The organism is Lysobacter firmicutimachus, assembly GCF_037027445.1.
In the GTDB taxonomy this organism is placed as follows: Bacteria; Pseudomonadota; Gammaproteobacteria; order Xanthomonadales; family Xanthomonadaceae; genus Lysobacter; species Lysobacter firmicutimachus.
This window is the reverse complement of sequence record NZ_JBANDL010000002.1, coordinates 2,342,214-2,365,979: the sequence shown is the minus strand read 5'-3', so window position 1 is coordinate 2,365,979 and position 23,766 is coordinate 2,342,214. Positions and strand designations below refer to the sequence as shown.

Below are 23,766 nucleotides of genomic sequence, written 5' to 3'. Positions count from 1 at the left end.
TTCCCGCATTCCTCGCACGCGGCCCCCGCGCCGGTGCTGCCGTCCGCTGCGATGCTGCCGCCGACGCTGGCCGCGGCCGAACCGGTCCGCCTCGCCGGCGCCGCAGCCGGCGCCACCGTCGTCGCCCTGCCGCGCCGCTGAGGACGCCGCCGTGCGCTGGGCCTGCCTGCTGCTGCCGCAACTCGCCTTGGACGTGGTCCTGCGCCAGCGCGCGCAGCCGCAGCGCGCGCTGGCCCTGGTCGACGGCCCGCGCGCGCGCCGGCGCCTGTACGCGGTCAACGCCGCCGCGCGCGCGCTCGGGCTCAAGCCCGGCCTGTCGCTGATCGCGGCCCAGGCCATCGCCGACGGCTTCGACACGGTGGACCACGACCCCGACGCCACCGAGCGCGCACGCCAGTTGCTCGCCGCCTGGGCCTACCGCTACAGCTCCCAGGTCAGCACCGAATTCGCCCATGCGGTGGTGCTGGAAGTCGGCCGCAGCCGCGCCCTGTTCGGGCCCTGGCCGCAACTGCGCCAGCGCCTGAGCGCCGAGCTGCACGAACTGGGCTTCCGCCATCGCATCGTCGCCGCGCCGAACCCGCACGCGGCGCGGGTGCTGAGCAATCTGGGCGAACACGATGCCGTCGACGACGCGCAACTGGAGACGGCGCTGGCGCGGCTGCCGATCGAGCGCAGCGGCTTCGACGCCGACACGGTGCAGGCGCTGCAACGTATGGGGCTGCACCGGCTCGGCGCGGTGTTCGCGCTGCCGCGCGCACCGCTGGGGCGGCGTTTCGGCGCCGCGGCATTGACCCATCTGGATGCGCTGCGCGGGGTCGACGCGCCGCCGTTGCGCTACTTCCAACCGGCCGACCGTTTCGAGGCGCGGATCGAGCTCGGCCACGAGGTCGAATCCAGCCAGGCCCTGTTGTTTCCGTTGCGCCGGCTGACCGCCGACCTGGCCGCCTACCTGGCCGGCCGCGACGGCGGCGTGGCGCGTTTCGTGCTGGTGCTGGAACACGAGCCGGGCCTGCACGGCCGCACTCATCGCCAGAGCGAAGTCGTCGTCGGCCTGCTCGCGCCGGAGCGCGACCCGGCGATGCTGTTCGAACTCGCCCGCGGCCGCCTGCAGCAGGCGCAATTGCCGGCGCCGGCGATCGGCCTGCGCCTGCTCGCCGAGGAACTGCCGCCGTTCGTGCCGGCGCGACGCGACCTGTTCGACCCGCGCCCGCAGCAGGCCGTACCCTGGGACCAATTGCGCGAACGCCTGCGCGCCCGGCTCGGCGACGAGGCGGTGGCCGGGCTGGCGGTGCAGGCCGAGCATCGGCCCGAACGCGCCTGGCGCGCGTTGCCGGGCGATGCGCCGGCAACGCGCGCGGACATCGTCGCCGAGCCGATGCCGCCGCGCCCGGGCTGGCTGCTCAGCGAACCCGTGCCGCTGCGCGAAGCGGGCCTGCGCATCCTCGCCGGGCCGGAGCGGATCGAATCGGGCTGGTGGGACGAGGACGACGTGCGCCGCGACTACTACCTGGTCGAAACCGCGCGCGGCCAGCGCGGTTGGGCCTACCGCGACGCCGGCGGCGACGGCGAATTCCTGCTCCACGGTTGGTTCGCATGAGCGCGCTATCCGTCGACCGCACCGACAAGGCACAGGCCCTGCCCGACTACGCCGAACTGCATTGCCTGTCGGCCTTCAGCTTCCAGCGCGGCGCCTCGGTCGCGCGCGAGCTGTTCGAGCGCGCCCGCGACCTGGGCTACCGCGCCCTGGCGATCACCGACGAATGCACCCTGGCCGGGATCGTGCGCGCCTGGCAGGCCGCGCGCGATACCGGCCTGCCCCTGATCGTCGGCAGCGAGATCCGCATCCACGGCGGGCCCAAGCTGGTGCTGCTGGTCGAACGCGACGCCGGCTATGCCTCGCTGTGCGCCTTGATTACTCTCGCCCGGCGCCGCGCCGGCAAGGGCGAGTACCGCAGCCTGGGCGAAGACTTCGACGGCCGCTGCGAAGGCCTGCTGGCGCTGTGGCTGCCCGACGGCGACGAGCGCGACGCGGCCCATGCGGCCTGGCTGCAGGCGCGTTTCGGCGGCCGGCTGTGGGTCGCGGTCGGCCTGCACCGCAGCGCCGACGATGCCGCGCGCCTGGCCGCGCTGCAGGCCCTGGCCGCGCGCCACGGCCTGCCCTGCGTCGCCGCCGGCGACGTGCACATGCACGAACGCGGCCGGCGCGCGCTGCAGGACGTGATGACCGCGATCCGTCACCGCTGCACCGTCGCCGAGGCCGGCCGGCGCCTGTTCCCGAACGGCGAACGCCACCTGCGCATCCGCAAGGCGCTGGCGGCGATCTATCCGCGCGAACTGCTGGACGAGACCCTGCGCATCGCCGAGCGCTGCCGCTTCGACCTGAAAAAAGGCCTGGACTACCGATACCCGCACGAACTGGTGCCGGCGGGCGAAACGCCCAAGACCTGGCTGCCCCAACTGGTCGCGCGCTGCGCGTTGCGGCGCTGGCCCGCAGGCGTCCCGGCCGACTCGCAGCGCCAGATCGAGCACGAGCTGGACATCATCGGCCGGCTGGATTACGAGTCGTATTTCCTCACCGTGTACGACATCGTCGAGTTCGCGCGGCGCCGGGAGATTCTCTGCCAGGGCCGCGGTTCGGCGGCCAATTCCATCGTCTGCTACGCCCTGGGCATCACCGAGATCGACCCGACCCGGATGGGCATGCTGTTCGAACGATTCATGTCGGTCGAGCGCAACGAGCCGCCCGACATCGACGTCGATTTCGAGCACCAGCGCCGCGAAGAAGTGCTGCAGTACGTATTCGAACACTACGGCCGCGAGCGCGCCGCGCTGACCGCTGTGGCGATCAGCTACCGCGGCCGCAGCGCGGTGCGCAACGTCGCCGCCGCCCTGGGCATGCCGCAGGACCAGATCGGCGAGCTGGCGCGCACCCTGGACCGCTGGAGCGAGGACGTGCCGCTGCCGGAGCATCTGCGCGAACGCGGCTTCGACCCGGATTCGCCGCTGTTGCGCAAGGTGGTGGGCCTGAGCGCGCTGCTGGTCAATGGCGGCTTCCCGCGCCACCTGTCGCAGCACCCGGGCGGCTTCGTGATCTCCGAGCGTCCGCTGCACACCCTGGTGCCGGTCGAGAACGCGGCCATGGACGGGCGCACCGTGGTGCAGTGGGACAAGGACGATCTCGACGCGATGGGACTGCTCAAGGTCGATTGCCTGGCCCTGGGCATGCTGACCGCGATCCGCAAGACCTTCGCCATGCTCAAGTCCCAGGGCGTCGGCGAACTGAGCATGAGCGCGATCAATGCCGGCGGCGACGACAAGGCGGTCTACGACATGATCTGCGAGGCCGACACCATCGGCGTGTTCCAGATCGAATCGCGCGCGCAGATGTCGATGCTGCCGCGGCTGCGGCCGCGCAACTTCTACGACCTGGTGATCGAAATCGCGATCGTGCGGCCGGGCCCGATCCAGGGCGACATGGTCAACCCCTACCTGCAGCGGCGCAAGAATCCGCAATTGGTCGAATACCCCTCCGACGCGCTGCGCGAAGTGCTCAAGCGCACCCTCGGCGTGCCGCTGTTCCAGGAGCAGGTGATGCAGATCGCGATCGTCGCCGCCGATTACCAGCCCGGCGAGGCCGACCAGCTGCGCCGCTCGATGGCGGCCTGGAAGCGCCACGGCGGCCTGGAGCCGCACCGGGAAAAACTGCACGCGGGCATGTTGAAAAACGGCTACAGCGCAGACTTCGCCCACCGCATCTTCGAGCAGATCAAGGGTTTCGGCAGCTACGGCTTCCCCGAATCGCACGCCGCCAGCTTCGCCCTGATCGCCTACGTGAGCTGCTGGCTCAAGCACTACCACCCGGCCGCGTTCGCCTGCGGGGTGATCAACTCGGCGCCGATGGGCTTCTACACCCACGGCCAGATCCTGCACGACGCCCGCCGCCACGGCGTCGCCGTGCTGCCGGTGGACGTGCGCTACAGCGACTGGGACTGCACCCTGGAAGCCCTGCCCGGCCGCGGCGGCGGCCGCCACCCGCATGCGATCCGCATGGGTCTGCGTTTGATCGCCGGTTTCGACGAAGCCTCCGCCGACCGGATCAGCGACGCGCGCGCGCAGGCGCCGTGGCGCGACGTCGACGACCTGTGCGCGCGCGCGGCGCTGGACGCGCGGGCGCGCGCCCTGCTCGCCGACGCCGGCGCCTTGCGCGCGCTGGCGGGGCATCGCCATCGCGCGCGCTGGGCGGTGGCCGGGGTCGACACCCAGTTGCCGCTGTTCGCTGGCGTCGCCCGCGACGAAGCGCCGGTGCCGCTGCCGCTGCCCAGCGCCGGCGAGGACGTGCGCGCCGACTACGCCCTGCTCGGCACCACCCTCGGCCGGCATCCGCTGTCGTTGCTGCGCAGCGCCCTGCACGCGCGGCGCTGCCGGCGGTCCTCGCAACTGGCCAAGACCGCCAACGGCAGCCAGGTGCGCTTCGCCGGGCTGGTGACCGTGCGCCAGCATCCCGAGACCTCGGCCGGAGTCACCTTCCTCAGCCTCGAAGACGAGGACGGCACGGTCAATGCGGTCGTCTGGCGCGACCTGGCCCAGCGCCAGCGGCGGGTCCTGGTCGAGGCGCGGCTGATGGCGATCGACGGCCGCCTGGAACGCGTCGACGGCGTCCAGCACCTGATCGTCTCGCGCATGGAAGACCTGACCGCCCTGCTCGGCAACCTCAGCACCCATTCGCGCGACTTCCACTGACGCCGCGCCGATGCGCCGCACCGTGACGGCGGTCGGCGCGCGCGGGTATGCTTGATCCACTTTCGGCAAGGAGGCCTACCGTGGCCATCGGCGAGTATTCGCAGTTCTATCGCGGCAAGCGCATCGTCAATTTCAGCCAGGGCGGCCAGGCCGAGGGCGGCGACGTCGTCTACCGCCTGCACCAGGATTACGACAGCCAGGAGAGCCAGGGCGAGCTGTTCGCCGAACTGCTGGCGCAGGTGCCGCCCGCCTCGATCGAGGCGCTGGTGATCGGCCCCTGGAGCGAGGCCCACGACGAAGGCCCGACCGGCTATCTGGATGCGCTGATCGAGCGCCGCGCCGAGTTCGGCGCGCTCAAGGGCCTGTTCGTCGGCGACATGACCTACGAGGACTGCGAGATCTCCTGGATCATCCAGGCCGCCTACAACCCGCTGCTGGCCGCCTACCCGCAGTTGGAATCGCTGCGCATCCGCGGCTCCAGCAACCTGGAACTGCAGGCGTTCGACCACGCCCAGCTGCAGGAACTGGCGATCGAATGCGGCGGCCTGCCGTCGAAGATCGCCGACGCCCTGGCCGGCTCCAAGCTGCCGGCGCTGCGCCACCTGGAACTGTGGCTGGGCAGCGACGAATACGGCTTCGACGGCAGCCTGGACACCTATCAGCGCCTGCTGGCCTCGCTGCAGCCGGGCCAGCTGCGCTACCTGGGCCTGCGCAACGCCAGCATCGCCGACGAACTGGCGGTGTGGCTGGCGCAGCAGCCGTGGCTGGCCACCCTGCAGACCCTGGACCTGTCGCTGGGCACGATCGGCGACGTCGGCGCGCAGGCGCTGTGCGAAAGCCCGCACCTGGGCTCGATCGAACGCATCGACCTGAGCCACCACTACATCTCGCCGGAGTGGCAGGCCAAGCTGGCCGCTTTGCCGTGCACGGTGGTGCTGGAAGAGCAGGCGGAAGAGTACGAGGGCGAGCGTTACGTCGCGGTCGCCGAGTAAGCCCGTGCCGGCGCGTCCCTGGCTGCTGTTCGGTCCGCGCGACAGCCGGCGGGTGCGGGGCCTGCTGCAGGCCCTGCAGGCGCAGGGCCTGGACGCGGCGCTGGTCGACTACGCCGACCTGTTGCTGCGGCCCGAACTCGCCTGCGAAGCGCTGGCCGCGCATCCGCAGGCCTTGGTCAAACTCGAATCGCCGGGCGAAGACCCGGCGCTGCACGCGGCGCTGATCGAGCGCGGCTGGCGCCGCCTCGGTGGGCACGGCGATGCGCCGGCGCCGCTGCGATACGGCGAACTGGCGCACCAGCAGCACTGGTACGCCGGCTTCGCCGACCTGCTCGCCGGCCTGCCGGACGCCTCGCGCTACCTCAACCCGCCCGCCGACATCGCCGCGATGAGCGACAAGCTCGCCTGCCAGCAACGCCTGATCGCCGCCGGCGTCGATGCGCCGCCGTTGCTCGGCGCGATCGAAGGCTACCAAGACTTGCGCCGGCGCCTGCGGGACACCGGCTGCGACCGGGTCTTCGTCAAGGCCCGCTACGGTTCCTCCGGCGCCGGCGTGCTCGCCTACCGCCGCCATCGCGACGGTCGCGAGGTCGCCTACGGCTCGATCGAAGCGGTCGACGAAGACGGCGGCCTGCGCCTGTACAACTCGCTGCGCCCGCGCCGCTACGCCGACGGCCTGTTGATCGCACGCCTGATCGACGCCCTGGCCGCGCAAGGCGCCTATGCCGAGCGCTGGATCGCCAAGCCGCGCGCGCCCGACGACGCCGGCGCGCACTACGACCTGCGCGTGCTCGCGCTGGACGGCCGCGCGCGCCAGCGCGTGGCCCGGGTCAGCCGCAGCCCCCTGACCAACCTGCACCTGGGCAACCGCCGCGGCGCGGTCGAAGACTGGCTCGACGCCGCGCAGACCCAGGCCCTGCAAACCGCGGTCGAACGCGCCGCGGCGGCGTTCCCGCGCAGCCGCTCGATCGGCTTCGACCTGATCCTGCGCGAACGCCGCAGTTGGGTGCTGGAAGCCAACGCCTTCGGCGACCTGTTGCCGCAACTGCGCTGGCAGGGCCGCGACGCCTACCAGGACCAGGCCGCGCTGACGCCGGCCGCGCACGCACCGCGGGCCGCGGCCTGATCCGACCATGACCGAATCCAGCGACGCTTCCGCCTCCGACCCGGCCGGCTTCGACCGGGACGCACCCGACATGCGCGCCATCGTCGGCCGTCGCGATCTGTTGCTGATCACCCTCGACACCCTGCGCTACGACGCCGCCCAGCAGTGCTACGAACGCGGCGAACTGCCGGTGCTCGGGCCGCTGCTGCCGCCCGGCGGCTGGGAGCGCCGGCACACGCCCGGCAGCTTCACCTATGCCGCGCACGCGGCGTTCTTCGCCGGCTTTCTGCCCACACCGGCGCGGCCGGGTCCGCATCCGCGCCTGTTCGCGCTGGAGTTCGAAGGCAGCGAAACCACCGACGCGCGCACCTGCGTGCTGCGCGGCCGCGCCGACATCGTCTCCGGCCTGCGCGACCTGGGCTACCACGCCGTCTGCCTGGGCGGGGTCGGTTTCTTCAACCAGCGCAATCCGCTCGGCTCGCAGTTTCCCGGTCTGTTCGACGAAAGCCACTGGAACCCGGGCTTCGGCGTGACCGCGCCGGACTCCACCGAACGCCAGGTCGCGCTGGCCTGCGAACGCCTGCGCAGCGCGGAACTACGCGCGCGGCGTTGCTTCACCTTCATCAACGTCTCCGCCCTGCACCAGCCCAACCGCCACTACCTGCCCGGCGCGCAGCGCGACGGCTACGACAGCCACTGCGCCGCGCTGCGCTACGTCGACTCGGCGCTGGCGCCGCTGTTCGCCGTCCTGCGCGAACGCGGCGGCGCCTTCGCCATCGTCTGCTCCGACCACGGCACCGCTTACGGCGAAGACGGCTACCACGGCCACCGCCTCGCCCACGACACGGTGATGACCGTGCCCTACGCGCACTTCCTGCTCGATCCATGACCGCCCCGACCCTCGCCGACCTGTTGCAGCTGCCGCCGTACCAGGCGTACTCCTACTCGTACCCGCACAAAACCGCCTACCGGCCGCTGCAACCGGCGCTGCCGCTGCGCGAACTGTGGGCCGGCGAGCGCCGCGAGGCGCTGTTCCTGTACCTGCATGTGCCGTTCTGCTCCTACCGCTGCGGCTTCTGCAACCTGTTCGCGCTGGCGCGGCCGGCGCCGGCCCAGGTCGAGGCCTATCTGCAGCAGATGGAACGCCAATTGCGCGCCACCGCGGCGGCCCTGGGCGAGCATCGCTTCGTGCGCTTCGCCCTCGGCGGCGGGACCCCCAGCTATCTCGACGCCGGCCAGCTCGGCCGGGTGTTCGAGATGGTGACGCGTCACGCCAACATCGACCTGCGCGCGATCCCGGCCGGGATCGAGGTCTCGCCGGAAACCGTCGACGCGGAGAAACTGCGCCTGTGCCGCGACGCCGGCATCGACCGGGTCAGCATGGGCATCCAGAGCTTCAGCGAGGCCGAAGTGCGCGCGCTGGTGCGGCCGCAACAGCGCGAGGTGGTCGAACGCGCGATCGCCTGCATCCGCGAGCAAGGCCTGCCGACGCTCAACCTGGACCTGATCTACGGCATCGCCGGCCAGAGCGAGGCCAGCTTCGTCGCCTCGATCGACAGCGCGCTGGCGCATGTGCCGGAGGAGATCTACCTCTACCCGCTGTACGTGCGGCCGCTGACCGGGCTGGGCCGGATCGAAGGCAAGCGCGGCAAGCCGGGGTTCGCCGTGCAGGCCGAACCGCTGGACCCGCGCCTGGCCCTGTACGAAGCCGGCCGCGCGCGCCTGCTCGCCGCCGGCTACACCCAGGTGTCGATGCGCATGTTCCGCGCCCCGCATGCGCCGGACACCGCCGCGCCGGTGTACTGCTGCCAGAGCGACGGCATGGTCGGGATCGGCTGCGGTGCGCGCTCCTACACCGGCGCCTTGCATTACTCCAGCGAGTACGGGGTCGCCCGGCGCAGCGTGGCCGAGATCCTCGACCACTATCTCGCCCGCGACGAAGCCTCGTTCGGCTACGCCGACTACGGCATCGCCCTGGACGAGGACGAACGCCGGCGCCGGCACGCGATCCAGTCGCTGCTGGTGCGGCCGGGCCTTGACCGCGCCGACTATCGCGACCGCTTCGGTGCCGATTGCCTGCAGCAACTGCCGCAGTTGGCCGAACTGTTCGAACTCGGCCTGGCCGAGCAACACGGCGAGCTGATCGCGCTGACCGACACCGGCATGGCCCGCGCCGACACCATCGGCCCCTGGCTGGTGTCGGCCGCGGTCGCCGAACGCATGCGCGACTACCGGCTGGATTGAGCGCATCGCGATGAACCTCGACGACCACGCCCGCCTCGTCGCCGACGGCCGCTTTCCGGCGCCGGCGGACGCGGCCGTGCCGGGCCACCTGTCGGTGCTGTACCGCGGGCGCCTGAGCAGCTGCAATTACGACTGCGGCTACTGCCCCTTCGCCAAGGCCTACGACAGCCGCGGCGCGCTGCGTCGCGATGCCGAAGACCTGCGGCGTTTCGTCGACTGGGCCGCGCAGCAGCGACGGCCGCTGTCGATCCTGTTCACGCCCTGGGGCGAGGGCCTGGTCCGTCGCCATTACCGCGACGCGCTGACGACGCTGAGCCATTTGCCGCAACTGCGCCGGGTCGCGATCCAGACCAACCTGTGCGTGGGCATGCGCTGGCTGGACGCGGTCGACACCGCGCGGCTGGCGCTGTGGTGCACCTACCACCCCAGCCAGGTCGCGCGCAGCGCGTTTCTCGCCCGCTGCCGAGAACTCGACCGCCGCGGCGTGCGCCACAGCGTCGGCATGGTCGCGCGGCGCGAAGACCTGGACGAAATCGAAGCGCTGCGCGCGCAATTGCCGGCGCGCACGCCGATGTGGCTCAACGCCTTCGACCCGCGCCCGCCGGATTACTACGACGCCGCCCAGGTCGAACGCTTGCAGCGCATCGATCCGCACTTCCGCTACAACCTCGAGCCCGCGCCCAGCCTCGGCGCGCCCTGCCTGACCGGCGAGCGCGTGATCTCGGTCGACGGCGACGGCAACGTGCGCCGCTGCCATTTCGTCGCCGAGCCGCTGGGCAATCTCTACGACGGCAGCTACGCCGCGCAGTTGCGTCCGCGCGCCTGTCCGAACGCGCGGTGCGACTGCTACATCGGCTACGCCCACCGCCCGGACTTGCCGTTTCTGCGCGATTACGCCGGCGGCGTGCTCGAACGCGTGCCGGCGGCGCCGGCCGACGCCTGAGCTGCGCTACTCTGGTCACCGCCCGGCGTTCACGCCGCGCGCCCCCCTTCCGACAAGGATGCCCACGATGCTCCGCAGGACCCGCGCCCCGCTGTTCGCTTTCGCCCTCGCCGCCTTCGCCGCCCCCGCTCTCGCCGCCCCCGCCGCGCTCACGCCCGAGCAGGTCGCCGAGTTGTACCTGCGCGTCGCCCTGGCCCACGACGCCGAGGCCGGCAAGCGCCTCAACGACTACCTCAAGCCGGCCTTCGACGGCAAAGACGCATTCGACCTGGCCGCGCTGGCCGCGGCGCCGAAGACCCTGGACGAGTCCTACGCCACCTTCGCCGATTCGGTCCTCAGCTCGCTGCCCAAGGCCGACCCCGCCCAGGCCAAGCCGGCGATCATCGCCGCCATGAAGAGCCAGGCCAACGCGGTCGCCAACGCCCAGTGCAAGGGCGTGTCGAATCAGCAGCGCCCGAACGATGTCCGGCCGGGGCAGACCATCGCCACGGTGACTTACCGCTGCCAGGTGCCGGCGCTGAAGGGCGGTCTGGAACAGCTGATGGCCGACAAGGGCGACCCGTCGAGCATGAGCACCCAAGCCCTGCTCGAAGGCTTCGCCACCTACCGCAAGGCGCTGGAGCAGCCGGCCGCGCGGCGCACGGTCGAAGGCCGCATCGATCTGTACGGCGGCGACGGCCAGCCGTGGATGACCGGCAGTTTCGCCGAGGCCATCGACGTGGTCACCGACGGCATGCTCAATCCGCCGGCGGCGGCGCCCGCGAGCGCCGATTAACGGTCGAGCGACAGCACCGGCGTGCGCGGCCTGCCTGCAGGCTGCGCACGCTGCGGTCGCCGGCGCGTCTTCGCCTACCTTTCCCCGGCCCGATCCCGAGGCGACGCGGGCCGAACGAGTACGCGATGCGCAGGCGCGGTAGCAGCGCGGCGCCGCCGAATTCGCCCGCTTGCCGGCGCTGCCGCGCGGACGTTACGCAGTCACGGTCGTGCACGACGGCGTGCCGCTGCGCGCGCTGACGCGGGCCGAGACGCCGGCCTCGTTGGAACACGCCCAGAGCGGCTGCGGCCGGACTCTGCCGCGGGCCTGTCCGGCGGACAGGCCGCCGCTGCCGGCCCATCGCGACCCGACCTGAGCCATCGATCGGATTTTCCACTGGCCGCCTTGACACAATTCTATAATTCCGGAATATTGGAATTATGGACACCCAAGCCGCCTTGAGCGCCCTCGGCGCACTCAGCCACGAATCCCGCCTCGCCGCCTTCCGGCACCTGGTCCAGGCCGGTCCGGAGGGCCTGTCGGTCGGCGAACTGCGCGAACGCCTCGGCCTGCCGCCGGCCACTCTCAGCGCCCACCTCAACGTGCTGCGCGCCGCCGCCCTGGTCGAGGACCAGCGCGAGGGCCGGGTGATCCGGGTGCGCGCCCACTACGCGCAGATGAACGCCCTGCTCGCCTACCTCACCGAAAACTGCTGCGCCGGGTCCGCCGCCTGCGGCCCGGCCCAGCCCTGCCCGCCGCGCCCCACCGGAGCCACGTCATGAACCGCTTCCATGTGCACCTGAACGTCGCCGACCTGCCCGCCAGCCTGCGCTTCTACACCGAGTTGTTCGCCGCCGAGCCGAGCGTGCTCAAGCCCGACTACGCCAAGTGGATGCTCGAAGACCCGCGGATCAACTTCGCCATTTCCGCCACCGGCCGCACGCCCGGCATCGATCACCTCGGCCTGCAGGTCGACAGCGCCGAGGAGCTGGCCGCGCTCGGCCCGCGCCTGGACGCCGCCGGCGGCAGCGTGGTGCCGGAAGGCGCCGCGGTGTGTTGCTACGCGCGCTCCGACAAGCTGTGGACCGAAGATCCGCAGGGCACGCGCTGGGAGAGCTTCCACACCTTCGGCGACGCCACCAGCTACCACGGCGCCGGCGCGGCCTGCGCCAGCGACGGCGCCGGCTGCACTCCGGACCCGGCGGCGATGAAGCCGGCGCCGGCCCAGGCCGCCGGCGCGAGCTGCTGCGCGCCGCGCTCGGGCTGCTGCTGAGCGCGCGCCGATGCGATTGCGCCCCTGCACCCCGGACGAGCGCGCGCAAGTGCGCGCGCTGCTGATCGAATCGAAACTGCCGGTCGCCGACCTGGACACCGCGGCCATCGACTTCATCGTCGCGGTCGACGCCCAGCGTGTGATCGGCGCCATCGGCCTGGAAGCCTACGCGCAGGACGGCCTGCTGCGCTCGCTGGCGGTACGCGAGGACTACCGTGGCAGCGGCGTCGGCGACGCCCTGGTCCAGGCGCTGGAAGCGCAGGCGCGCGAACGCGGCCTGCGCCAATTGCTGCTGTTGACCGAAACCGCGCAGCCGTTCTTCGCCCGCCGCGGTTACGCGCTGGTCGAACGCCGGCTCGCCCCGCCGGCGCTGCGCGACAGCGCCGAATTCCGCTCGCTGTGCCCGGCCTCGGCGGCGTGCATGCAAAAACACCTGGGAGATCGCCCGTGAAGCGCGTGTTGTTCGTCTGCATCGAAAACTCCAACCGCAGCCAGATGGCCGAGGCCTTCGCCCGCATCCACGGCGGCGGCGCGGTCGAAGCCTTCAGCGCCGGTTCGGCACCGTCGGGCCGGATCAACCCCAAGGCGGTGCGGTTCATGGCCGAACTCGGCTACGACCTGAGCGCGCACGCGTCCAAATCGCTGGACGATGTCGATGGCGAATTCGACGCGGTCGTCACCATGGGCTGCGGCGACGACTGCCCGTGGATTCCGGCCAAGCGGCGCGAGGACTGGGGACTGCCCGATCCCAAGCACCTCGACGACGACGGCTACCGCGCCGTGCGCGACGAGATCTCCGCGCGCGTGCAAGCCTTGCTGGCCAGCCTGTGAATCCGTTCGCGCGCAAACTGCTGGCCGAATTCCTCGGCACCGCCGCCCTGCTCGCGACCGTGGTCGGCTCGGGGATCATGGGCGTGCGCCTGGCGGCCGGGAACGACGCCGTCGCCCTGCTCGCCAACGCCGCCGCGACCGCGGCCGCGCTGTACGCGCTGATCGCCGTGCTCGGCCCGATCTCCGGCGCGCACTTCAACCCGATGGTGACCGCGGCCATGCGCCTGCAACGGCGCATCGGCACGCGCGAAGCGCTGGCCTACGTCGCCGTGCAACTCGTCGCCGCGATCGCCGGCGTACTGCTGGCGCACGCGATGTTCGAGCTGCCGCTGTGGCAGCCCGGCACCCAGGCGCGCAGCGGCGCCGCGCAATGGCTCAGCGAAGCGGTCGCCAGCGCCGGCCTGGTGCTGACCATCCTGCTCGGCCTGCGCCATCGTCCCACCGCGGTGCCGGCGCTGGTCGCGGCCTACGTCTTCGCCGGCTACTGGTTCACCGCCAGCACCTGCTTCGCCAATCCCGCGGTGACCCTGGCGCGCGCACTGACCCAAAGCTTTGCCGGCATCCGCCCGCAGGACGTGGCCGGCTTCGTCGCCGCGCAGTGCGTCGGCCTGGGCGCGGGGTTGGTATTGGCGCGTGCGCTGTTGCCGGCGCAGTCCGCCGCAGAAACTCCGGCGCCGGCCGAAGCGCGCCTCGACGACGAAGCCGCGCCCCGATCGCAGTAACAAAGTAAATCGCGAGGACCCGGATCGCTTCGGGCAAGGGCTCGAGGCGAACCGATTACCGGGCCGCCTCGCCCGAATCCACGTTTCGAATCTCTAATCCCGCATCCCGATTCGTTTGCTTTTGGCGTCCCCACGGGGATCCCTCGTTAAGCCCCGCCAATAACTGTGATTTATGTCGCGTTTTTTGGCGATTCCTGGCAAAAGGAAAGCCAAACCGCCCGTTCGTCGAAACCTACGGACCGGCTGGCAGAACTGACCCGACCGCGCGGCTTGGCCTTAATTGCTTTTTGCGTCAAGCCGCAGACAATGGCGACCGAGACCTATCCACCCGGGGTTCCAGATGGACCGTGCTGCAGTCAAGAAGCCGGCACATGACGAGTTCGCGAGCGAAGCGGACCTTGTGAATCGCTTTGTACAGCGCTTGTCCAAACCGAGGTCTGGCTTTGGTCGCTTGGAAATAACACGTGAGTGGGATCACCGAGCGGGCCTAGTGGACGTCCTAGCCCGCGATCGCTCGTCGGCGATCATTGCATTCGAGGCAAAGCTGGGCGACTGGAAACGCGCGTTCATGCAGGCCTATCGAAACACGGCCTACGCAAACCGGGCTTATGTCCTCTTGCCTTCGCGGGTTGCGCACCGAGCACTGCCACATCGCAGAATGTTTGAAGGAAAAGGGGTCGGCCTATGCAGTTTCGATGGGAAGCGAATCGAGGTCTTATTGGAGGCGGTCGACCAGGAGCCCATAGTGACCTGGATCCGACGAAAAGCTCACGAGCATTTCAACGGGCTCAGCGATGAATCTGGAAGCCGAGCTGGCGGAAGCCGCCGCCCATGTATGTCAGAAACGCGGGCTCAAACTGGTTCGCGAGCTGGGTAGCGGCGCCTTTAAGCGCGCATACCTAGTTCAATCGGCCGAAACGGAGTTTGCGCTCAAACTAGCGCCAATCATTGGGCCGGTCGATCGACTGATTCGCGAAACCGACGCCTTACTCGGATGCGCGCACCCGAACATTGCCTCTCTTTTCGAGGCATTTCCGGACCATTACAACGGCAAGCCGCTCTGGGTTGCCATCGAGCAATTCATTCCGGGTGGCACCCTTGAAGATCGCCTCAGCAAGGGGCGCCTCTCTCGCGAGCAGACGCTGAACCTGGCCCGTCCGCTGGCGGGCGTTCTGCAGCATCTCTTTGAAAGGCGGCTAGTCCACCGCGACATCAAGCCGGCGAACATCCTATTCGCGGCTGATGGTCAAACGCCTGTACTCACGGATTTCGGCATCGTTCGAGTCCTGGATCTCCCTTCATTGACTCGGGAGTTCCTTGCCTTTGGGCCGGGAACACCGGCATACGCTGCGCCAGAACAACTCAACAACGAGAAGAACCTTATCGACTGGCGTACCGATCAGTTTGAATTGGCGATCGTGCTCTCTGAGTGTGTTTTGGGAAGGCACCCCTTCATGCTTCCCGACCAGAACATACATTCGGCAATCATCGAAGTCGCGTCGAAACGGGAGGTGCCTCAAGAGTCTCGAGACCAACTCGAAGAGCTCGGAATGTCGATGCTCATTCGCGCACTATCGCCTTGGCCGGTTGGGAGGTATCGCCAGCCACACGATTTCATTGCGGCATTAGCAGACTAAGGGGGGAGCTGTCGTGGGGAACTATCTTCAAACAGGTCACGAGTCATGGAATTTGGCTGATGCCCCGAACATCGGACAGTTCGCGGGGATAGTTCTAAGCCCGGTGAATGACTCACCCGAGGAAATAGTTGTCAGGCTCAAGGCGCTTACCGAAAAGCAGAGTGACCTTGACGTAATTCTCGACCCGCAGCTCTACAACCCAGTTACGCAAAAGGGCCAACTCCCTCGGTGGGCCTATTACGGAAGCGATTTTGAGACCGCCGATCGAAGTCTGTTCGGTTGGTGGGCAAGAAAGATCCCTGAGATCGCTGCGGAGGCTGTTCGTGTCGGCGCAACGACCGTGTGCAGCCCAACACCTATCCCTCGCGTCATGGAGGACAACTATTTCAGGTTCGTCGTCGATCTCGCGGATGAAATGATTGGCCACGTTCGCCCTCTCGGCCTAGATGCTGCGCTTTCGTTGATCATTCCCCTGAATCAACTGCATGAACCCCGAAGGGCAATGGAGATAGCTTCGACGGTTAGCGGTTCAAAGTGCGACCGTGTCTTCATCAGCTTCCTCGCGGACTGCGTTCCCCAGCGCGAGCCAATGAGGGACCAAGCAGCGCTGGCGACAGCGATTCATCTGATTCGGCTCTTGAGCAGTCAACAAAGGGTGCACGTGGCCTGCGCCAGTCACGATGTACTCCTCTGGCTCGGCGCTGGCGCGCACGATGTTTCGACCGGCAAGTACATGAACTTGCGCCGTTTCTCCCCGTCGCGTTGGACTGACGAGCAAACAAAGGGCAGGAATCTTTCGTACTGGAACGACGAAAAGCTGCTCACGCTAATCCGCGACCAGGAAGCACTGCGACTAGATCGCGAAGGTTGGTTCAACGACTCCCATTTCGCCGACAACCCAGCATCCGGAATGATCTTGGAGACTCTCCGCCAAGGAGAGGGAGCCCCGTGGCTAAAGCTCTCCTGGGTGCAATACATGCGCTGGTTCGCAAATATCGCTGCCACGGTGCGCACCCCGGATCAAACCCTTGAGATCCTGGCTGCTGCTCATCGGGCTTGGGGGCGAATCAACGATATGGAGTTCTTGTTCGTTGACTCGTTCAACGACGGCAGCCACGTCATCGCATGGTTGAACGCAATGCGCGAAGGGATGCGCCGCTGACGCAGAGGGCCTGCTGAGGATGCGGCAACCGCGGGCGACTGAGGTCGCTGCGCGGACCGGAAAAGTGGTGTAACCCCCTCGAAAACCTATAAAAAAGTAGCCCTTCAGATAGCAAAAAGCCCTGATAAATCAGGGCTTTAGCTTCAATCTGGCGTCCCCACGGGGATTCGAACCCCGGTCGCTACCGTGAAAGGGTAATGTCCTAGGCCTCTAGACGATGGGGACAAAACTTGGATCTTGCAGCCCCTTCGAAAACCCTTTCAGTTCCGAAGAGTGGTGGAGCCAGCCGGGATCGAACCGGCGACCTCTACAATGCCATTGTAGCGCTCTCCCAGCTGAGCTATGGCCCCACATGCTGGAAACAACAACGTGCAACTTTCAACAAAAAAGCCCCAGACGACAGGGCTTTGATGTAAACCGCCCTTTCAGGCGGTCGATGTGGCGTCCCCACGGGGATTCGAACCCCGGTCGCTACCGTGAAAGGGTAATGTCCTAGGCCTCTAGACGATGGGGACAAAACTTGAAACTTGCAGCCCCTTCGAAAACCCTTTCAGTTCCGAAGAGTGGTGGAGCCAGCCGGGATCGAACCGGCGACCTCTACAATGCCATTGTAGCGCTCTCCCAGCTGAGCTATGGCCCCACTGTGCTGGAAAGACGAACATCTTAGCGGGCGTTCAGCGAAGTCGTCAAGCGGTCATCGCTGAATTTTTGCCCTCTCCCGCGAGGCCTGTTCCGATCGGATCGGGCGACGCCGGGTCGAGTTCGACGGGGCGCAATCTTGTCATGCCATGACCGCGTTCGGCTAGATACTCGAGCCACTTGCCGAGGAAAGTATTCATGCGCATGCGGTGGCCGATCACTTCCGCCGGCGGCGGGTACATGCCGATCACGTCCTGCCAGCGCCGGCCGACGTAGCAATGGGTGGCCTCGACCTGGTGCGCGTCGTGATAGAGCCGCAAAAACGCGGAAGGATCGGGTTCGCCGGTCAACGGATCCTGCAGCGCGTACGTCAGCCGCAGCTCGGTGGTGTAGCGGTGCTGCTCCAGCACGTCCAGGCGCAGATCCAGGCCGTCGCCGACCGAAGACAGATACGTGCCGCGGGCCAGTTCGGCCGGTGCGAACAGGCGCTGCAGGCGCGCATGGTTCTCCGCGTACAAGCCCATCAGCCAGCCGAAGCGGCTGAGCCGAGGGATGCGCGCGAGACGGGAAGCGGACGAGGTCATGCTCGCGATCCTACACGTCCGCAAGCGCTCGCGGCAGGATTGACGGAATCGCGAAAAACCCTTAATTTATAGGCTCTTTCGCGATGCTCCGGCGAATCGCCGAGCGGCCCCGTGCGGCGGCCCCGTTCAGCATCGACCTTCCCTCCGCTTCCACGCTCGCCCATCGGCGCGCCGACGCATGCGCGGACCGGCGTCCGCCGCGGCGAAGCGCGGGCGAATGCGCGTCGCGCACCCGCCCGCGCCCTGCCCGCTCAGAACATCTCGCGATGGATGCCGAGCGTGGTCATGACCTTGCTCGAGATCTCCTCGATCGAGGTGTGGGTGGTGCTCAAGGTCGGAATGCGTTCGGCGCGGAACATCATCTCGGCCGCGGCGACCTCGCGCTTGCAGGTTTCCAGTTGCGCATAGCGCGAATTCGGCCGCCGCTCCTGGCGGATCTGTTGCAGCCGAACGGGGTCGATGGTCAGGCCGAACAGCTTGTTGCGGTAGGGGCGCAGCCGCGGCGGCAGGCGGTCGTGCTCCAGGTCTTCCTCGGTCAGCGGATAGTTGGCCGCGCGCACGCCGTAATGCAGGGCCAGGTAGACGCAGGTCGGGGTCTTGCCGGCCCGCGACACCGCGACCAGGATCAGGTCGGCCTCGGCATAGTCGATGCTGGCGCCGTCGTCGTGGGTCAGGGCGAAATTCATCGCGTTGATGCGGCGGTGGTAGGTCTCGAAGTCGACCAGGCCGTGGGCCTGGCCGATCCGGCGCTGGCGGGTCTCGTGCAGCTCCCGCTCCAGCGGCTCGATGAACGGCGCGAACACGTCCAGCATCAGCGCCCCGCTCTCGGCCAGGGCCGCGCCGACCTCGCCGTCCATGCAGGAATTGATCACCACCGGCCGCACCCCGTACTCCACCGCGGCCTCGCGGATCTTGGCCGCCACTTCCCGGGCCCGATCCACGCTGTCCACGAACGGGATCCGGTCGGTCACGAACCGGGTCTCGGTGAACTGGGTCAGCAGGCTGTGGCCGATGGTCTCGGCGGTGATGCCGGTGCCGTCGGAAACGTAGAAAACCGGTCGGGTCCCGGCCATCGATCACCTCGTCTGGGTAGTGCGCCAATACGAAAAAGCCCGCCGGATCAAGCTTGTATGCACCCGACGCCCGGGCGATCATAGCGGTCTTGGCCGCGAACGCGTCCCCGCCCCCTCGGAGATTGTGTGTCTTGAACGAGAACATCCTCTGGCTGCATGCGCTACGCCTCGACGACCTGGCCCGGGTCGGCGGCAAGAATTCCTCGCTCGGCGAGATGATCGGCCACCTGTCCAACCTCGGCGTCTCGGTGCCGGGCGGCTACGCCACCACCGCCGAAGCCTTCAAGGCCTTCATCGCCCATAACAACCTGCACCAGCGCATCTACGACAAGCTGGCCACGCTGGACGTCGAGGACGTGCCGCAGCTGACCGCGGCCGGCGGCGAAATCCGCGGCTGGGTCATCGACGCGCCGCTGCAGCCCGAGCTGGACCGGGACATCCGCGCCGCCTACCGCCAGCTGTGCAGCGAGAACGGCGGCGGCGACGTCGCGGTCGCGGTGCGTTCCTCGGCGACCGCCGAAGACCTGCCCGACGCCTCCTTCGCCGGCCAGCAGGAAACCTTCCTCAACGTGACCGGCGAAGACGACGTCGTGCACAAGGTCAAGGAAGTCTTCGCCAGCCTGTACAACGACCGCGCCATCGCCTACCGCGTCCACCACGGCTTCAAGCACGAGGACGTGTTCCTGTCCGCCGGCGTGCAGCTGATGGTGCGCTCCGACGTCGGCGCCTCGGGCGTGCTGTTCACCCTGGACACCGAGTCCGGCTTCCGCGACGTGGTGTTCATCACCTCCAGCTACGGCCTGGGCGAGATGGTCGTGCAGGGCGCGGTGAACCCGGACGAGTTCTACGTCTACAAGCCCACCCTGGCCCAGGGCAAGCCGGCGATCCTGCGCCGCGCGGTCGGCGCCAAGCAGCTGCGCATGGTCTATTCGAACCAGCCCGGCGAGCGCGTGCGCACCGAAGACACCCCGGCCGAGCTGCGGGTCAAGTTCTCGATCGACGACGCCGACGTGCACGAGCTGGCCAAGCAGGCGCTGGTGATCGAAAAGCATTACGGCCGCCCGATGGACGTGGAATGGGCGAAGGACGGCGTCAGCGGCAAGCTGTTCATCGTCCAGGCGCGCCCGGAAACGGTGAAGTCGCGCGCCAAGGCGACCCAGATCGAGCGCTACCAGCTCGAAAAGCGCGGCGAAGTGATCGCCGAAGGCCGCGCGATCGGCCAGAAGATCGGCACCGGCGTGGCGCGCGTGGTGCGCAGCCTCGACGACATGAGCCGGGTCCAGCCCGGCGACGTGCTGGTCGCCGACATGACCGACCCCGACTGGGAGCCGGTGATGAAGCGCTCGGCCGCGATCGTGACCAACCGCGGCGGCCGCACCTGCCACGCGGCGATCATCGCCCGCGAGCTCGGCGTGCCGGCCGTGGTCGGCACCGGCAACGCGCTGGACACGGTCAAGGACGGCGACACCATCACGGTCAGCTGCGCCGAAGGCGATACCGGCTACATCTACCACGGCGCCCTGCCCTTCGAGCGCCACGTCGCCGACCTGGAAAAGATGCCGCCGGCGCCGCTCAAGGTGATGATGAACGTCGCCAACCCGGAGCGCGCGTTCGACTTCGCCATGCTGCCCAACGCCGGCGTCGGCCTGGCGCGGCTGGAGATGATCATCGCCAGCCACATCGGCATCCACCCGAAGGCGCTGCTCGAGTACTCGGCGCAGGACGCGGCGACCAAGAAGAAGATCGACGAGAAGATCGCCGGCTACGGCGGCGACCCGGTGCAGTTCTACGTCGATCGCCTCGCCGAAGGCATCGCCACCATCACCGCCTCGTTCGCGCCGCACCCGGTGATCGTGCGCCTGTCGGACTTCAAGTCCAACGAATACGCCAACCTGATCGGCGGCTCGCGCTACGAGCCGCACGAAGAGAACCCGATGATCGGCTTCCGCGGCGCCAGCCGTTACGTCGATCCCTCGTTCTCCGACGCCTTCGCCCTGGAATGCCAGGCGGTGCTGAAGGTGCGCGAGCAGATGGGCCTGACCAACTGCTGGATCATGATCCCGTTCGTGCGCACCCTGGACGAGGGCCGGCGGGTGATCGAGGTGCTGGAGAAGAATGGCCTGCGCAAGGGCGAGAATGGCTTGCAGATCATCATGATGTGCGAGGTGCCGTCGAACGCGCTGCTGGCCGACGAGTTCCTGGAGATCTTCGACGGCTTCTCGATCGGCTCCAACGACCTGACCCAGCTCAGCCTGGGCCTGGACCGCGACTCGGCGATCGTCGCCAAGCTGTTCGACGAGCGCGACCCGGCGGTGAAGAAGCTGCTGGCCATGGCCATCTCGGCCGCGCGCGCCAAGGGCAAGTACGTCGGCATCTGCGGCCAGGGCCCCAGCGACCACCCCGACCTGGCCGAGTGGCTCATGGACCAGGGCATCGAGTCGGTGTCGCTGAACCCGGACACCGTGGTCGACACCTGGCTGCGCCTGGCCAAGGCGAAGGCCAAGGCCTGATCCGGCGATGACCGAACAGGACGCGGTGCAGGCGCTGGTGCCCAAGTCCCTGCTGGGCCTGGAAACCAGCGGCTTCGACCTCGACAAGCTGCTCGCCTGGGCGCAGAGCAAGGGCCTGACCCTGCTCAGCGCCCTGGCGATCGGGCTGATCGGCCTGTGGCTGGCCAAGCGCCTGTCGCGGGCGTTGGAGCGGGTCATGACCCGCGCCAACATGGAAGTCACCCTGCGCGGCTTCCTGCGCAACATCGCCTACGCGGCGATGGTGGTGGTGGTCGGCGTCGCCACCCTGCAGCAGATCGGCGTACCGATGACCTCGGTGCTGGCGGTACTCGGCGCCGCCGGCCTGGCGATCGGCCTGGCGCTGAAGGACTCGCTGTCCAACATCGCCTCCGGGGTGATGCTGATCGTGCTGCGCCCGTTCCGCGCCGGCGATCATGTGCAGGCCGCCGGCGTCGAGGGCACGGTGGAGCAGATCCGCGTATTCCAGACCCGCCTGCGCACCATCGACAACCGGGTGATCGTGCTGCCGAACAGCCTGATCACCACCGCGGCGATCATCAATTTCACCGCCAACCCGAAGCGGCGCATCGACCTCACCGTCGGCGTCGGCTACGACGACGACCTCAAGACCGCCAAGGACACCCTGCTCAGCCTGGCCAAGGGGCACGCCAACGTCCTGCAGGACCCGGCGCCGGAAGTGCTGGTCACCGCACTGGCCGAAAGCAGCGTCAATCTCGAGCTGCGCGCCTGGGTCAAGACCGCCAACCTGGTGCGCACCCGCAGCGATCTGGTCGAAGGCATCCGCAACGAGCTGATCGGCAAGGGCCTCAACATCCCCTACCCGCAGCGCGACCTGCACGTCTACCACCACGACGCCGACGGCCGCCCGCTCGCCGAGCTGCTGACCCAGTCGATCGCCGACGACGGCGACGTGCCGGCCCCGGCCGGCAAACCCAAGCCCTGAGCGGCGGGCAGCTTTTCCCGCCGGCCCTGCGATCGGTCACGACCGCCCGGTTGGCCGGGCTTCGGTGGCTTGCGCTTGCGCACGTCGCTGCGGTTGTCGCGGCTCACGCCGCTCCTACAAGAGCCAGCCCGGGGTAGGAGCGACGCAAGTCGCGACCGCGGGACGCGCAGAGGCGACCGGGCCGTCGCCAATCATCGAAGCCCCGAGCTCCCGCCTGTAGGAGCGGCGTAAGCCGCGACAGCCGCAGCGGCGCGATACCACGCCGCTTTCCGAAGCCGGCGCCTCCTCCAGAGAAACCATCGCCCCAAAACGGCCGAAGCCTGGTGGCCCGGGCTTCGGTGGCTTGCGCTTGCGTACGTCGCTGCGGTTGTCGCGGCTCGCGCCGCTCCTACAAGAGCTAGCCCGGGGTAGAAGCGACGCAAGTCGCGACCGCGGGACGCGCAGAGGCGACCGGGCCGTCGCCAATCATCGAAGCCGCGACCTCCCGCCTGTAGGAGCGGCGTAAGCCGCGACAGCCGCAGCGGCGCGATACCACGCCGCTTTCCGAAGCCGGCGCCTCCTCCAGAGAAACCATCGCCCTAAAACGGCCGAAGCCCGGTGGCCCGGGCTTCGGTGGCTTGCGCTTGCATACGTCGCTGCGGTTGTCGCGGCTCGCGCCGCTCCTGCAAGAGCCAGCCTTGGGTAGGAGCGGCGCAAGTCGCGACCGCGGGACGCGCAGAGGCGACCGGGCCGCCGCCAATCATCGAAGCCGCGACCTCCCGCCTGTAGGAGCGGCGTAAGCCGCGACAGCCGCAGCGGCGCGATACCACGCCGCTTTCCGAAGCCGGCGCCCCCGCCAGAGAAACCATCGCCCCAAAAAAGGCCGAAGCCCGGTGGCCCGGGCTTCGGTGGCTTGCGTTTGCGTACGTCGCTGCGGTTGGCCGCGACTTGCGTCGCTCCTACCCGCGCAGGGCGGCGCCTCTTGCAGGCGCCGCTCAGCCCAACCCGCCCAGCTTGCCCATCGCGCCGCGGTAATGGCGCAGTTCGGCGATCGAGTCCATCACGTCGCTCAGCGCAGTGTGCTTGCTGTCCTTGCTGACCCCGGCCAGCACCTCGGGCGCCCAGCGCCGGGCCAGCTCCTTGATCGTGCTGACGTCGAGGTTGCGGTAATGGAAGTACTTCTCCAGCCGCGGCATGCAGCGGTGCAGGAAGCGGCGGTCCTGGCAGATCGAGTTGCCGCAGATCGGCGACGTGTTCGCGGGCACCCACTGGCCCAGGAACTCCAGGGTGCGGCGCTCGGCCTCCTCCATCGGCACGCCCTGCTCCAGCACCCGCGCCCACAGGCCGGAGCGGCTGTGCTGGTTGCGGTTCCACTCGTCCATCGCCTGCAGGCGCTCCAGCGGATGGGCGATCGCCAGCTCGGGGCCCTCGGCCAGCACGTTGAGCTGCGCGTCGGTGACCACGGTGGCGATTTCCAGGATCGAATCCCGGTCGGTGTCCAGGCCGGTCATCTCCAGATCGATCCAGATCAGCCGGTGCTCGTGCCCAGTCTTGTCGGTCATAGCCTCGCCGTCGTGTCCGTGTCGCGGCATGATAGCCGACAGCCCCGCCGCC

The 23,766-nt window shown here is 68.7% G+C and carries 20 protein-coding genes and 4 tRNA genes; 17 read left to right on the top strand and 7 right to left on the bottom strand.

The annotated features are described in order from the left end of the window. Window positions 1-151: 151 nt before the first annotated feature. From V2J18_RS10545 to V2J18_RS10475, 15 genes are all read left to right on the top strand, one after another. Window positions 152-1,597, top strand: coding sequence for a Y-family DNA polymerase (locus tag V2J18_RS10545; RefSeq protein ID WP_064749249.1), 1,446 nt, complete (start codon window positions 152-154; stop codon window positions 1,595-1,597). Further along, complete coding sequence (locus tag V2J18_RS10540) at window positions 1,594-4,740, top strand: error-prone DNA polymerase (protein WP_336131751.1); 3,147 nt, start codon at window positions 1,594-1,596, stop codon at window positions 4,738-4,740. The genes V2J18_RS10545 and V2J18_RS10540 overlap by 4 nt, the downstream gene beginning before the upstream one ends. Before the next feature lie 80 nt (window positions 4,741-4,820). After that, a complete protein-coding gene (locus V2J18_RS10535; protein WP_336131750.1) occupies window positions 4,821-5,732 on the top strand; it encodes an STM4015 family protein in 912 nt (303 codons plus the stop codon). 25 nt (window positions 5,733-5,757) lie between these two features. After that, on the top strand, window positions 5,758-6,858 hold the full coding sequence (locus tag V2J18_RS10530; protein WP_336133093.1) for an STM4014 family protein: 1,101 nt from the start codon (window positions 5,758-5,760) through the stop codon (window positions 6,856-6,858). A 7-nt stretch (window positions 6,859-6,865) separates the two neighbouring features. Continuing rightward, entirely contained in the window at window positions 6,866-7,726 is an 861-nt protein-coding gene (locus V2J18_RS10525) for an STM4013/SEN3800 family hydrolase (protein WP_336131749.1), read from the top strand. After that, window positions 7,723-9,081, top strand: a complete 1,359-nt coding sequence (locus V2J18_RS10520) for an STM4012 family radical SAM protein (protein WP_336131748.1) — start codon at window positions 7,723-7,725, stop codon at window positions 9,079-9,081. The genes V2J18_RS10525 and V2J18_RS10520 overlap by 4 nt, the downstream gene beginning before the upstream one ends. Before the next feature lie 10 nt (window positions 9,082-9,091). Then, entirely contained in the window at window positions 9,092-10,024 is a 933-nt protein-coding gene (locus V2J18_RS10515) for an STM4011 family radical SAM protein (protein ID WP_186442636.1), read from the top strand. Window positions 10,025-10,091: 67 nt separating this feature from the next. Next, window positions 10,092-10,799 carry a hypothetical protein gene (locus V2J18_RS10510; RefSeq protein ID WP_064749254.1) on the top strand — a complete coding sequence of 236 codons (708 nt, stop codon included), beginning with the start codon at window positions 10,092-10,094 and terminating at the stop codon, window positions 10,797-10,799. 419 nt (window positions 10,800-11,218) lie between these two features. After that, a complete protein-coding gene (locus V2J18_RS10505; RefSeq protein WP_064749256.1) occupies window positions 11,219-11,560 on the top strand; it encodes an ArsR/SmtB family transcription factor in 342 nt (113 codons plus the stop codon). Next, window positions 11,557-12,051 (top strand): ArsI/CadI family heavy metal resistance metalloenzyme, encoded by a 495-nt coding sequence (locus V2J18_RS10500; protein ID WP_064749257.1) that lies wholly within the window; start codon window positions 11,557-11,559, stop codon window positions 12,049-12,051. The genes V2J18_RS10505 and V2J18_RS10500 overlap by 4 nt, the downstream gene beginning before the upstream one ends. 10 nt (window positions 12,052-12,061) lie before the next feature. Beyond that, window positions 12,062-12,502, top strand: coding sequence for an arsenic resistance N-acetyltransferase ArsN2 (gene arsN2, locus V2J18_RS10495; protein ID WP_064749258.1), 441 nt, complete (start codon window positions 12,062-12,064; stop codon window positions 12,500-12,502). Beyond that, a complete protein-coding gene (locus V2J18_RS10490; RefSeq protein WP_064749259.1) occupies window positions 12,499-12,882 on the top strand; it encodes an arsenate reductase ArsC in 384 nt (127 codons plus the stop codon). Before arsN2 ends, V2J18_RS10490 begins: the two co-directional genes overlap by 4 nt. Beyond that, window positions 12,879-13,604 (top strand): aquaporin, encoded by a 726-nt coding sequence (locus V2J18_RS10485; protein WP_064749260.1) that lies wholly within the window; start codon window positions 12,879-12,881, stop codon window positions 13,602-13,604. Before V2J18_RS10490 ends, V2J18_RS10485 begins: the two co-directional genes overlap by 4 nt. Before the next feature lie 794 nt (window positions 13,605-14,398). Continuing rightward, window positions 14,399-15,241, top strand: coding sequence for a serine/threonine-protein kinase (locus tag V2J18_RS10480; RefSeq protein ID WP_336131747.1), 843 nt, complete (start codon window positions 14,399-14,401; stop codon window positions 15,239-15,241). Window positions 15,242-15,293: 52 nt separating this feature from the next. Next, the gene (locus tag V2J18_RS10475) at window positions 15,294-16,403 is read left to right on the top strand and encodes a hypothetical protein (protein WP_336131746.1); all 1,110 of its coding nucleotides are present in this window, start codon (window positions 15,294-15,296) and stop codon (window positions 16,401-16,403) included. 149 nt (window positions 16,404-16,552) lie between these two features. Here the strand turns inward: V2J18_RS10475 and V2J18_RS10470 are convergent. The 6 genes from V2J18_RS10470 to ppsR all read right to left on the bottom strand — a co-directional run bounded on the left by V2J18_RS10470 (window position 16,553) and on the right by ppsR (window position 18,699). Continuing rightward, window positions 16,553-16,628, bottom strand: a tRNA-Glu gene (locus V2J18_RS10470). Window positions 16,629-16,677: 49 nt separating this feature from the next. Next, window positions 16,678-16,753: transfer RNA gene (locus V2J18_RS10465), tRNA-Ala, on the bottom strand. A gap of 89 nt (window positions 16,754-16,842) precedes the next feature. Beyond that, a tRNA-Glu gene (locus V2J18_RS10460) sits at window positions 16,843-16,918 on the bottom strand. A 49-nt stretch (window positions 16,919-16,967) separates the two neighbouring features. Then, window positions 16,968-17,043: transfer RNA gene (locus V2J18_RS10455), tRNA-Ala, on the bottom strand. Window positions 17,044-17,089: 46 nt separating this feature from the next. Then, complete coding sequence (locus tag V2J18_RS10450; RefSeq protein ID WP_064749554.1) at window positions 17,090-17,626, bottom strand: DUF1249 domain-containing protein; 537 nt, start codon at window positions 17,624-17,626, stop codon at window positions 17,090-17,092. Window positions 17,627-17,877: 251 nt separating this feature from the next. Further along, window positions 17,878-18,699, bottom strand: a complete 822-nt coding sequence (gene ppsR, locus V2J18_RS10445) for a posphoenolpyruvate synthetase regulatory kinase/phosphorylase PpsR (protein WP_064749553.1) — start codon at window positions 18,697-18,699, stop codon at window positions 17,878-17,880. A 131-nt stretch (window positions 18,700-18,830) separates the two neighbouring features. On the opposite strand from ppsR, the gene ppsA reads away from it, so the two are divergent. Both ppsA and V2J18_RS10435 read left to right on the top strand, forming a co-directional pair. Further along, window positions 18,831-21,209 carry a phosphoenolpyruvate synthase gene (gene ppsA / locus V2J18_RS10440; protein ID WP_336131745.1) on the top strand — a complete coding sequence of 793 codons (2,379 nt, stop codon included), beginning with the start codon at window positions 18,831-18,833 and terminating at the stop codon, window positions 21,207-21,209. A 7-nt stretch (window positions 21,210-21,216) separates the two neighbouring features. Continuing rightward, window positions 21,217-22,173, top strand: coding sequence for a mechanosensitive ion channel family protein (locus tag V2J18_RS10435; RefSeq protein WP_336131744.1), 957 nt, complete (start codon window positions 21,217-21,219; stop codon window positions 22,171-22,173). A gap of 974 nt (window positions 22,174-23,147) precedes the next feature. On the opposite strand, the gene orn is transcribed toward V2J18_RS10435, so the two are convergent. Continuing rightward, window positions 23,148-23,714, bottom strand: a complete 567-nt coding sequence (orn, locus tag V2J18_RS10430) for an oligoribonuclease (RefSeq protein ID WP_064749874.1) — start codon at window positions 23,712-23,714, stop codon at window positions 23,148-23,150. Window positions 23,715-23,766 lie beyond the last annotated feature (52 nt).

What these genes read in the sequence shown, in the direction of transcription:
- V2J18_RS10450 (WP_064749554.1), bottom strand. Translation starts at nt 17,626, where the DNA reads ATGACCTCGTCCGCTTCCCGTCTCGCGCGCATCCCTCGGCTCAGCCGC.
- V2J18_RS10480 (WP_336131747.1), top strand. Translation starts at nt 14,399, where the DNA reads ATGAATCTGGAAGCCGAGCTGGCGGAAGCCGCCGCCCATGTATGTCAG.
- V2J18_RS10435 (WP_336131744.1), top strand. Translation starts at nt 21,217, where the DNA reads ATGACCGAACAGGACGCGGTGCAGGCGCTGGTGCCCAAGTCCCTGCTG.
- V2J18_RS10540 (WP_336131751.1), top strand. Translation starts at nt 1,594, where the DNA reads ATGAGCGCGCTATCCGTCGACCGCACCGACAAGGCACAGGCCCTGCCC.
- V2J18_RS10525 (WP_336131749.1), top strand. Translation starts at nt 6,866, where the DNA reads ATGACCGAATCCAGCGACGCTTCCGCCTCCGACCCGGCCGGCTTCGAC.
- V2J18_RS10510 (WP_064749254.1), top strand. Translation starts at nt 10,092, where the DNA reads ATGCTCCGCAGGACCCGCGCCCCGCTGTTCGCTTTCGCCCTCGCCGCC.
- V2J18_RS10515 (WP_186442636.1), top strand. Translation starts at nt 9,092, where the DNA reads ATGAACCTCGACGACCACGCCCGCCTCGTCGCCGACGGCCGCTTTCCG.
- V2J18_RS10520 (WP_336131748.1), top strand. Translation starts at nt 7,723, where the DNA reads ATGACCGCCCCGACCCTCGCCGACCTGTTGCAGCTGCCGCCGTACCAG.
- V2J18_RS10505 (WP_064749256.1), top strand. Translation starts at nt 11,219, where the DNA reads ATGGACACCCAAGCCGCCTTGAGCGCCCTCGGCGCACTCAGCCACGAA.
- arsN2 (WP_064749258.1), top strand. Translation starts at nt 12,062, where the DNA reads ATGCGATTGCGCCCCTGCACCCCGGACGAGCGCGCGCAAGTGCGCGCG.
- orn (WP_064749874.1), bottom strand. Translation starts at nt 23,714, where the DNA reads ATGACCGACAAGACTGGGCACGAGCACCGGCTGATCTGGATCGATCTG.
- V2J18_RS10500 (WP_064749257.1), top strand. Translation starts at nt 11,557, where the DNA reads ATGAACCGCTTCCATGTGCACCTGAACGTCGCCGACCTGCCCGCCAGC.
- ppsR (WP_064749553.1), bottom strand. Translation starts at nt 18,699, where the DNA reads ATGGCCGGGACCCGACCGGTTTTCTACGTTTCCGACGGCACCGGCATC.